General features: G+C 50.2%; 9 protein-coding genes. 2 read left to right on the top strand and 7 right to left on the bottom strand.

Features of this window, described 5'->3' with window-relative positions:
• Nucleotides 1-53: 53 nt before the first annotated feature.
• Together gyrA and VFS25_RS03485 are read left to right on the top strand one after the other, a co-directional pair.
• Complete coding sequence (gene gyrA, locus VFS25_RS03480) at nucleotides 54-2,612, top strand: DNA gyrase subunit A (protein WP_326460724.1); 2,559 nt, start codon at nucleotides 54-56, stop codon at nucleotides 2,610-2,612.
• A 191-nt stretch (nucleotides 2,613-2,803) separates the two neighbouring features.
• Nucleotides 2,804-4,054: a tetratricopeptide repeat protein gene (locus tag VFS25_RS03485; RefSeq protein ID WP_326460725.1), complete on the top strand. Its 1,251-nt coding sequence runs from the start codon at nucleotides 2,804-2,806 to the stop codon at nucleotides 4,052-4,054.
• A 170-nt stretch (nucleotides 4,055-4,224) separates the two neighbouring features.
• Here VFS25_RS03485 and VFS25_RS03490 read toward each other — a convergent pair whose 3' ends face one another.
• The 7 genes from VFS25_RS03490 to VFS25_RS03520 form a co-directional block, all read right to left on the bottom strand.
• A complete protein-coding gene (locus tag VFS25_RS03490) occupies nucleotides 4,225-4,404 on the bottom strand; it encodes a hypothetical protein (RefSeq protein ID WP_326460726.1) in 180 nt (59 codons plus the stop codon).
• Between the two features lie 152 nt (nucleotides 4,405-4,556).
• Nucleotides 4,557-6,761: a hybrid sensor histidine kinase/response regulator gene (locus tag VFS25_RS03495; RefSeq protein WP_326460727.1), complete on the bottom strand. Its 2,205-nt coding sequence runs from the start codon at nucleotides 6,759-6,761 to the stop codon at nucleotides 4,557-4,559.
• 187 nt (nucleotides 6,762-6,948) lie between these two features.
• The gene (locus VFS25_RS03500) at nucleotides 6,949-7,146 is read right to left on the bottom strand and encodes a hypothetical protein (RefSeq protein WP_326460728.1); all 198 of its coding nucleotides are present in this window, start codon (nucleotides 7,144-7,146) and stop codon (nucleotides 6,949-6,951) included.
• A 185-nt stretch (nucleotides 7,147-7,331) separates the two neighbouring features.
• Nucleotides 7,332-8,027 (bottom strand): LytTR family DNA-binding domain-containing protein, encoded by a 696-nt coding sequence (locus VFS25_RS03505; RefSeq protein ID WP_326460729.1) that lies wholly within the window; start codon nucleotides 8,025-8,027, stop codon nucleotides 7,332-7,334.
• Between the two features lie 140 nt (nucleotides 8,028-8,167).
• Entirely contained in the window at nucleotides 8,168-8,767 is a 600-nt protein-coding gene (locus VFS25_RS03510) for a hypothetical protein (RefSeq protein WP_326460730.1), read from the bottom strand.
• Nucleotides 8,768-8,819: 52 nt separating this feature from the next.
• Nucleotides 8,820-10,136, bottom strand: coding sequence for a DUF4302 domain-containing protein (locus VFS25_RS03515; RefSeq protein WP_326460731.1), 1,317 nt, complete (start codon nucleotides 10,134-10,136; stop codon nucleotides 8,820-8,822).
• 27 nt (nucleotides 10,137-10,163) lie between these two features.
• Complete coding sequence (locus VFS25_RS03520) at nucleotides 10,164-11,066, bottom strand: putative zinc-binding metallopeptidase (RefSeq protein ID WP_326460732.1); 903 nt, start codon at nucleotides 11,064-11,066, stop codon at nucleotides 10,164-10,166.
• Nucleotides 11,067-11,086: the final 20 nt, after the last annotated feature.

An 11,086-nucleotide genomic window follows, 5' to 3' on the forward strand; every position in this document is an offset into this window, starting at 1 on the left:
CATGGCATCTTTCTTACCGTGTAAAACCAGGCAGTTAAAATTAACGTTCTGATATGGCAGAAAATACCGAAAATCAGGAAAACCAGGACAGCAGAATTATCCAGATTAACATTGAGGAGCAGATGAAAACCGCCTACATAGACTATTCCATGTCTGTGATAGTAGGCCGCGCCCTGCCCGATGTAAGGGATGGTTTAAAACCGGTGCACCGCCGGGTGCTGTTCGGGATGAATGAACTGGGCAACAACTCCAACAAGCCCTATAAGAAATCAGCCCGTGTGGTGGGGGAAGTAATGGGTAAGTATCACCCGCACGGTGATAAGGCCATTTATGATACCATTGCCCGCCTGGTGCAGCCGTGGACCATGCGCTACCCGCTGGTAGACGGCCAGGGTAACTTTGGTTCTGTAGATGGTGATGACCCGGCAGCCATGCGTTACACAGAGGTGCGCATGCAAAAGATTGCCGAGGCCATGCTGGAGGATATTGAAAAGGAAACAGTAGATTTTACCCTGAACTTTGACGATACCCTGGAAGAGCCAACGGTATTGCCTACACGTATTCCCAACCTGCTGGTGAACGGCGCCTCCGGTATTGCCGTAGGCATGGCCACCAACATTATGCCCCATAACCTGAGCGAAGTGGTGGACGGCCTGGTTGCGTATATCGATAACCGTGAGATAACCATAGAAGAGCTGGTGAAGTATGTAAAAGCTCCCGACTTTCCAACCGGCGGTATCATTTACGGGTACGAAGGCGTAAAGCAGGGCTTTGAAACCGGCCGTGGCAGGGTAGTGGTAAGGGGTAAGATCAACGTGGAAACCACCAAAGCCGGCCGCGAAAGGCTGGTGATCTATGAGCTGCCCTACCAGATCAATAAAGCCGTATTACACCAGAAAATAGCGCAGCTGGCAGATGATAAGATCATTGAAGGCATTTCCGAAGTACGCGATGAAAGCGACCGGGAAGGTATGCGCCTGGTAATAGACCTTAAGCGCGAAGCCATTGCCAACGTGGTGATTAACCAGCTGTATAAATACTCCGAGCTGCAAACTTCGTATGGTATTAACAACGTGGCCCTGGTAAAAGGCCGGCCCCGCATCCTGAACCTGAAAGAGCTGCTGTCGGAGTTTGTTGAGTTCCGCCATGAGGTAGTGCTGCGCAGAACGCGGTACGACCTGCGCAAGGCAGAGGAAAGGGCCCACATACTGGCCGGCTACCTCATAGCCCTGGACCACCTGGATGAAGTAATAGCCCTGATCCGCGCAAGCCGCACGCCGGACGAAGCCAAGGACGGGCTGATGTCAAAATTCGGCCTTACGGAAATACAGTCCAAAGCCATCCTGGAGCTGCGCCTGCAACGCCTTACCGGCATGGAACGCGATAAGATCAAGGAAGAATACGATGAAGTAATGAAGCTGATCGGCTACCTGAAAGATGTGCTGGCAGATGAAGGACTGCAATTTAAGATCATTAAGGACGAGCTGCTGGAAGTAAGAAAGAAGTTTGGCGATGAGCGCAAAACCGAGATCCAGTACCTGGCCAGCGAAATGCGCATAGAAGATATTATCGCAGAGGAAGATGTGGTGATCACCATCTCCCACCTGGGTTATATTAAACGTACCTCTGCCTACGATTACCGGCAGCAGAAACGCGGCGGCCGCGGCGCCATTGGCGGCAAAACCCGCGATGAGGATTACATTGAGCACCTGTTCATAGCCTCTACCCACCATACCATGCTGTTCTTTACAGAAAAGGGCCGCTGTTTCTGGTTAAAGGTGTACGAGATACCCGAAGGCGAAAAGCAAAGCAGGGGCCGCGCCATACAAAACCTTATTACCCTGCCCACGGATGATAAGATACGCGCGATCATTGACATTAAAGACCTGAACGATAAAGACTTCATTAACAGTCACTACATAGTGCTGTGCACCAAGAACGGTATTATTAAAAAGACCCTGCTGGAAGAATTTTCCCGTCCGCGCCAGAACGGCGTAAACGCCATTACCATCAACGAAGGCGACCAGCTGCTGGAAGCCAGGCTGACCGACGGCAACAGCGAAATAATGATGGCTATCCAAAGCGGCCGCGCCATCCGCTTCCCCGAAGCTACTGTGCGCGATACCGGCCGTGGCGCTATTGGCGTACGCGGTATAGAAGTGGATAACATCAAAGATGAAGTGGTTGGTATGATTTGTGTTAATAAGGAAGATGAAAGCCGCACGATACTGGTGGTGTCTGAAAAAGGATTTGGTAAACGTACCAGCATTGAAGAATACCGCATTACCAACCGTGGCGGCAAGGGGGTTAAAACCATTAATATCACGGAAAAAACCGGCAACCTGATCGCAGTACTGGACGTTACGGAAAAAGATGACCTGATGATCACCTGTAAATCCGGCATCACCATCCGTATGGCAGTAGCAGACATCCGTGAGGCCGGCAGGGCCACCCAGGGGGTGCGCCTCATACGGCTGGATGACAGCGATGAAATAGCTGCCGTAGCACGACTGAATGAGCAGGAGGAAATACCGGAAGAAAACGGCGAGCACACAACAGGCGGCGATACCACGGAAAATACGGATACAACGGAAGCACAACCCGCCGAATAAATAGTTTAATTTATAATTGTTAATAATACGATTTGTGGACTTAATGGACAATTTTCCATTGAGGCCATAAATCGTTATTATTAATTAAAATTAATCGCAGATATTTACGATCACGGATGCCTGCATCCGGAATTTGTAATCTAGGTAATAAACCATACTTATATTGTTATCAGCAACTAAAAATTGAGCTCATGAAAAAATTATTGGTATCTTTTCTTTTTTGCAGTGCCGGATTTGCTGCCGTTGCGCAAAGGGGTAAGGTAAACAGCGCGGAAGATGCGCTGAAGAGCCAGGACCTGACCAAGGCTAAAGCAGATATTGACGAAGCGCTGCAGAACGAAAAAACTAAAGATGATGCCAAAACCTGGTATGTAAAGGGTAAAGTAATGGAAGCCCTGGCCACTAAGGATAAGAGTGTGCCGGAAGCCATGGAAGCTTTTGAAGCCTACCAGAAAGCACTGGACAAAAACCCGAAAATGCCGGAAGCGCTGCTGGAAATGAACAACCGCATGTTTAACCTGTACGCTACCGTAGGTAATGCAGGCTATGCCAACCTGAATGACCAGAAGTGGGACTCTGCTTACTCCAACTTCCAGAAAGCATTTGAAATTGCCCGGTATTATAATGGCAAAAACCTCAGCGGCTCCATCCCAACCGATACTTCCATGACCTTTTACCTGGGTTATGCCGCACAGCAGGCAGGCCAGAAAGATACTGCGCTGGCATACCTGCAAAAGGCCGCCGACCTGCAGTTCAAAGGCGAGCCGGCCATGTATGTGCTGTTAGCACAGGGCTATGAAGAAAAAGGCGACAACGAAAAATGGCTGCAGGCGATTGAAGAAGGTAAAAAAGCCTTCCCGAAAGACAAGCGCTTTAACGACATGGAGATGATCTATTACTCCAAAACAGGTAAAACTGCGGAGTTAATGAGCATGCTCGAAAAGAAGGCCCAGGAAAATCCCAACGATTTCCAAACCCAGCTTGACTATGCTATCCGTGTAGATAACATGGCTAACCCGCGGGATGAAAAAGGGGACGACCTGCCTAAACCCGCTAACTACGATGAGCTGATGAGCAAAGCGGAAGCCGGCTACAAAAAAGCCCTGGAGCTGAATGCAGCCGATCCTACCGCCAACTTCCAGCTGGGCGCTATGTACTTTAACCGCGCTGTAGGCTTTAACAAAGAGCTGAACGCATTAAGCAGCAAAGAACAAAGCTCACCCAAAGCAAAAGAGCTGCAGTCTAAAGTAGAAGAGCTGATGAACACCGCCCTGCCTTATTTTGAGAAAGCAGACGCCGGCTTTGCCGCCAAAGGCAACCTGGATAACAGCGACAAGCAGACCTATGAAAGCTGCCTGTATGCGCTGCAAAAGATCTACGCTATCAAAAATGAAACTGCCAAGGTAGACGAAGTGAAAAAGAAGCTGGAAGGTTTACAGTAAGCTTAACACAACTTTTAAATATAAAAGGGTGTATCAATTGCTGATACACCCTTTTTATTTGCCTGCACACCGGGCCTGCGGCGGCGCTTTTGCAGGTATTACTGTAAAACAAAAGCGGTTGCATCGTGCGTACGATACAACCGCTTTTGGTAAGATCCTATCCTAAACTATCAGCCTTTCTTAGTTGTTTCTTTCATTTTCTTTACATGATGGTGAGCCGCTTTTTTAGTGGTGTCGGTGGCCATCTTTGTTTCTTTAGGGTGCTTTTTAGCAGGTGTTTGCGCAAATGATACGGCACTAACGCTGAGCATTAATGCAAGGGCGGCGATCAGGCTTTTCGTGATTTTCATGATGTTTGTCTTTTAAAAATTGATGAAGTAATAATGCTTTTTCAGCACTGCTTACCTAAAATTAGGGGAAGTATGCACTGGCCGGCGGTTGTTTCGGTGAACAGGGAGCAAGTGTCGTTGAACAGGGAAAAGGGGAGGGTAACCCGTAATTGTTAATTCGTAATGATCTCCACGGCTTCCTCTACCGCCTGCAGGCATAGCTGTTTCAGCGCATCAAAGTGGGCGGCGGTTTGCGCGGGATCATAGGAAGCACCGTCACTGAGCTGCTCCATGGGACTAAGGTGCATGTACAGCGGGTGTTCCAGCCCTATAAATGCAACGGTAGTTTTAATGTTATGCGCAAGGCTGCGGATGGCCGGTATATCCGCGGCGGTAATAGCTGCTTTCAGCAGGGAAAGGTCTTCCGGCAGCTGCGCAATAAACTGCTGCAGCATGGTGCGCTCAAAGGCTTTATCGCCCTTTGAAATTTCCTGCAGGTACTGCAGGCTTATCAGTTTTGCGGGCTCCCGGTGGTTATATACCGGCGCATGGTTGACCAGCCATTCCGGTGGGCCGGTTTTGCCGGTAAACACCTGTATAATGCGGTACAGCTCCTCTTCCCGGATGGGTTTAGCCACATATTCATTCATACCGCAGCTCAGGCATTTTTCGCGTTCCCCGGCCATGGCATGGGCGGTCATGGCTACAATAGGGATGTTGGAATGCAGCTCCTGCCTTATTTTACGGGCAGCCGTGTAGCCGTCCATTTCCGGCATTTGTATGTCCATCAGCACTAGGTCGAAATGCTGCTTTTCCAGCGCCTGCAGCACTTCGCGGCCGTTGCTCACCACCTGGAAGCGCAGCTGCCAGTTGTGCAGCAGGTGCCGCAGCAGGTCCTGGTTCATACGGTTGTCTTCCGCAATCAGCAGGTGTGCATCGGTATGCGGCGTTTGCCCGTTGCCGTTGTATATTTCCAGGCCGGCTTCGGGCAGCACTTCGCCCAGGCTGTAGGGCAGCTCTACGGTAAAGGTGCTGCCTTTGCCCGGCTGGCTTTCAACAGTTACGTTACCGTACTGCAGCGTTACCAGCTGCTTTACAATGGCCAGCCCCAGGCCGGTGCCGCCGTATTTGCGGGTAGTGTTTGCTTCGGCCTGGTTAAAGCGGTCAAAAATAAAAGGCAGCTTGTCCGGCGCAATACCAATACCGGTATCTGTTACGGTAATGCTTAAACGAACGTTATTTTCCTGCTGCTGCAGCAGGCTTACCAGGATGCTTACCCCGCCTTCATTGGTAAATTTAATGGCATTGTTGGTGAGGTTTACCAGTACCTGCGTAAGGCGCAGCACGTCGCCGTACAGGATGTCCGGCACATTATCGTCTATCTGCACCGCCAGGCTCAAATGTTTTTCAGCGGCTTTGGGCAGGAACATGGTTTGCAGGGAGTGCAGGCTACCCCGCAGGCTAAACGAAACGGGCTCCAGCCGCATCATGCCGGCCTCTATTTTGGAAATATCCAATATATCATTGATAATATCCAGCAGGTTTTCGCCGGCGCTTTGTATGGCGGCTACATACTCCCTGGACTGGCCGTTGAGGGGCTGCCCCTGCAGCAGGCGGGTAAAGCCCAGCACCGCGTTCATGGGGGTACGTATTTCATGGCTCATGTTGGCCAGGAACTGCTCCTTAATGGCAGAGAGCTTCCGTTCTTTTTGCCGTGAACGGTCCAGCGCATCTATGAGCTGCTCCTGCTGGTGAATGCGGCTGGTTACATATAAAAAGCCCAGGAGGCTGGCAATGCAGGCGCAGCATACGAGTATGGTGCCCCAGCTTTGCGCTTTTTGCCCGCTGGTATCAATTATATGCACGGTGTGGTTCACCACTGTTTGCCGGGTACTGTCCAGCTGGTGAATAATGCTGTTAATGGCTTCTGTGAGGCGTTTGCCTTTCTGGTTATTAATAATGCGCTCCGCTGCTTTTTTACCCTGCCCGTAAAAAGTGTCGAGCACCTGCACATTAAAACTGTTTTTTTCGTCTACCAGGTAATTCAGCTGGGTAAGCAGCTTTTCGGTGCTGTCGTCCAGCATCATTTTATTGATGGTGCCCAGGTCGGATTTAATAACGGCTATTTCCGCTTCAATGCCGGTTACATGCAGGGTGTCCTGTGAAATGACGGTGCCCCGTACCTTGCTGTCTGTTTTAGCCATGTTGGTCTGCAGCTTCTGCAGCTCGTTCTTTACATTCAGCTCCTGCAGCAGCTGCTCATTGCCGGCTATCAGCTTGCGGATGTTCTTGGATGAGTTGAACTGCAGTATAATCAACAGGATCATGCCTGCCGTAAACAGGCCCAGTAAATAGTATTTGATCCGTTTTGACTGCATACAAAAATTGTTCGTTCCTGCGTAAGTCCGTTCTAATTTACGATTTTAGATTCAGCGATGGGGATAAAGTGGGCGGGATGCCTGTGCTTAAACAGGAAAAATCTGGTCCCGCACTGCTACAGCCGGACCAGATGGTTTCCGTTTAATGTTGTAGTGCACATTAAACGATATGCTTGCCTGCAGCCAGTTATTTAGCTTTAGGAGCAGCTGCTGTTTTAGTTTTCTTTGCTGCTGTGTGATGTTTTTTATGGGTTTTATGCGCTTTTTTAGGAGTGGTGGCTTCTTTCTGCGCGGATTGTTTAACTACCTTGGCGGGCGTACCGGCAAAAACAGCGGTACCTGCAAATAACATAGCGGCTGCCATTAATATTCCTAACTTTTTCATTGTTTTAATTTTTACTGGGTGATTAATTGTTTAACAACCCAAAGGTAGGAGCGGGTTGCAGGCGGCCGGTGTATAAATTGTTCAACAGGCGGCAGCTGTCGGTGGAAAAGGAAAAACTATCGGCAAGGGTAAATCCGTGTGTAAGATGGTATAAAACAGGAGGGAATACGCGCTGCGTTGCCGCTTTACAGCAGGTTCAGGCGGTTGTTTAATGCGCTGCGGTAAGCATCTGCAACGGGAATAGCGTGCTGCTGTATGTTGATGGTGCCATCTTCAATGGCCTCAATTTTATCCAGGGCTACAATGTAGGAGCGGTGTACGCGCATAAAGCGGCTGGGGGGCAGCTTTTCCTCCACCGCTTTCAGGGTGGTATGAATGGCGTTGAATTTCTGGGTGGTGTGCAGCTTTACGTAATCGCCCATGGCTTCCAGGAAAAGAATGTCGTCCATTTTAATGCGTTTGAGCACGCCATTGTCACGTATAAACACAAACTCATTATCGGCCTCCTGCAGCTCGCGGTTGCTGCTGTCCATTATTTCCCGGGCTTTTTCTATGGCCTGTATAAAACGCGCGGGGCTAACGGGTTTTATGAGGTAGTCGGCTACGTTCAGCTCAAATGCTTCTACTGCGTAATCTTTTTTTACAGTGGTAAAAATAATGATGGGGCGTTTACGGCCCAGGTTACGGGTAAGCTCAAGGCCGGTCATGCCGGGCATTTCAATGTCTAGCAGCAGCAGGTCTATTTTTTCTTTCTGCAGTATGTTATAGGCTTCCATAGCGCTGCTGCACTCTGCCACTACATGCAGGTGCTCTACATGGCTGGTCAGCTGCTTCATGGCGGTGCGGGCCAGCTTATTATCGTCCACGATCAGGCATTTCATCGCCGCAAGATAATTAATTACGAATTATCAATTACGAATTACGAATTGGTGGCGGTGAGTGTTAGGTATCATCCATGCAATGGCTCACAACGCTAATTACCCATTGCCACTAATTCGTAATTGATAATTCGTAAATACCTTTAGTCTTTCAGCTTCAGGTACGCCTTTACCTCCTTATAGTTGTTCCAGTCGATCTTTTTGGCCATACGGGCAGTGGTGCCGCCGGGAATAAGTATGTAGCGGTATTGCTGGTATTTGGCGCCGGTTCCATTATCTACCAGGGTGCCTACATTGGCGTTGGAGTAAAGCGCAATAACCTGCGGCAGAAAGTTAACGGTGATATTAATGTTGCTGTAAACATCGTAATACGGCATGGGCACTACGTTAGGATCGTCTGCTGTGCTCAGGTTCACATACACCTTCATTTCGCCGGTGGTAAGCATGTTCTGGTCCAGCTTGGGCGCATCAATACCGCCATAAAAGCCAATGGTATCTATGGTGGCGCCATTCATTACAGTATCTGCTTCAAATCCCACATCCAGCCAGTCGGAATAAATAACATTAGCGGTGCCGGGGTCGCCCTGGTCGCCTTTAGGACCGGCTGCACCATTTGCGCCGGCAGGGCCCGGCTCACCCTGGTCGCCCTTTGGTCCTGCCGGCCCTTCCTTGGAACATCCGATATACAGCAGGCTAAAGGCCATTAATAACAGGCAGGCAAAACGGGTTGTAGCTCTTTTCATAATACAACAGTTTGAGTGAAAGAATGAATAATTATTAAGGTTGATGAATATGTTAATACTCCCAGGTAATCCAGGCCAGGGCATCTTTGGCGCTTACCATGTCGTACGTGGTGGCGCTGGTTTGCACCAGGTAAAAGCCGCGTGCTTCCGTCATTTGCGTATTGGTGTTTGCAAAGGCGCCGGCAGCTTCGGGCGGCACATCGCCCAGTGTGCCAAAAAGCTGAAAAATAACACGCCCGTCGGCAGTGAAGGTTGGCGGCAGGGTAGCGGCGCCGAAATCAAGGGAAAGGCTGTTCCCCTGCACGGTCACATATCCCAGCAGGTCGTACGTAATATTGCTCTGGCGGCCGTATGCGGGCCAGAACAGCATAAAGTAAAAGTTGGGAATGCTGCGCACATGGTAAGCATCATCCACCCCGTTCACATGAAAGCCGTTAACGGAAATCCAGTAGCCGTTCTGCTGCTGTGCGGCGTAGTCCCACCAGCGCCGCGGCGCGTCCAGGTCAACCTGCGCAGGTTTGGCGGCGCCGGCAATGGTGCCGGATGTGCCGCCATTTATTTTTATGCTCAGGGTACGGGTACCAGGGTTCCAGCCGGTGCTGGTAATGCTGCTGATAGTCACCCCTCCGTTTGTGAACGGCGTGGGCAGAAAAAGTCCCTGGCTGGTATAATAGAACGCGGCTGTTACCCGCTGCAGGTTGCCGCCGCTATCGACCCAAATAAAGGTAATGGTATGCTGGTCGTTATTGATGCTGATGTCGTATGCATTGCTGCCCCAGCTAAGGCGCTTGAAGTACTGCAGTATGCTGCCCAGGTACTGGAAATCCAGTGTGCGGCGCCAGGCGCCGTTTTGCCAGGCCGCTTCCTGTTCAGGCGTTGCCTTGTACAGGGTAACGGCTGTTTTATTAAAACGCCCGGTAAGATGGATGCTGTCTGCCGTTACGGTATCAATGGCAAATTCAAAATCAGACTGCAGCCCGCTGCCGTAATCACCGCCGTTTACGGCGCCGTCGGGGTCGGCCAGCATATGCAGGTAGGTGTAGGTATCAAAAATGAGGCTGGGCTGCTGCAGCGCTTTCAGGCGATAGCTGCTTTCCCGGGGCGTGCTGGCAGTAATGGTGTCAATATCCGCGTAGGTTACTACGCGGTTGGCATCATTAAACTTAAAATGAAAATTAAAGATGCTGCCGGTGCCGGTGGTAATACGCGCTTCCCACCCATTGGGCGCTGCTGTCAGCACCTGCTGGTACTGGCTCAGGGCCTGGTTTATACGCGCATCGGCCGGCTGGTCGAAAACGGATTTATCGTCTTTCCGGCAGGCTGCCAGCGCCAGCATGAGGATAGCGCAGTATGTTACGATGTGTTTCATGTGTCATTTTTTTTTGAACGGCCTGCTTCATTTAATCAATGCCACAATAGACGCACGTGTTCTGGCCTGCAGGCTGTAGAAATCAATATTCCAGGTGTCCTTGAAATAATCCACTACAATGGTTTCCTTTTGCCGCAGCTTATCTTTAGCCTGGTCGGCCGTAGTGCCGTTAGGACTGGTGCCGGTAATGCTGTTTACCAGGTTGTCAAAACCGCCTTTGCCTTCTGTTAGCATAATGGAGATCATCTCTACAAAATCCTCATCAGGCGCGCTCATGGCGTAGGCGCTTATAAAGCCGTCCTGGTGGGCGGTTTCGTCAGGTACGTTGTTCCAGTTGGAGGTATAACGCCCAACGGATATACGTTTAAAATCCGGCGTGTACAGCACGTTCTGGTGCAGGATATGCCCGAACTCATGCTCTATGGTATGAAACATCATTTTCACGTTACTGGAGTCCGACGGGGTATAACCGTCCATGCCTTTGATGCGGAAATCATTCAGCGTGTACAGTACAATGCGGCGGCCGCCTTCTGCGGTGCCCAGGGTAATGGTGCCGTCGGGGTTATAGCTGGCGCTGCCTACAAGCACAAAAAATTTGGGGCACAGGCGTTTCATGAACACATCGCCTGCTTCTGCCACGTAATTGCTGATCCATACCTTTTTAACAGCGCTGAGCGTAGGAATAACCTTCTCTTCCTTTGGCGGTACCAGGGTACGGTTAAAATCCAGCTCGCCCTGGTCCCATTTGTATTTTACGGCAATGTTATAGGGCACGGTCAGGCTGTCGCTGATCCAGTTGTCAATAGGGCCGGGCGTCCAGCTGTCGCCGCCCAGGCCCGGTATGTTATCTATATCCCCCAGGTCATCATCTTTTTTACAGGCCGTTAACAGGCACAATAAAAAGGCGCCTGTAAGTAGTATATATTTCATGGTGATATTTTCTTTTAGGT

This window comes from Chitinophaga sp. (genome assembly GCF_035761305.1).
Lineage (GTDB): Bacteria > Bacteroidota > Bacteroidia > Chitinophagales > Chitinophagaceae > Chitinophaga.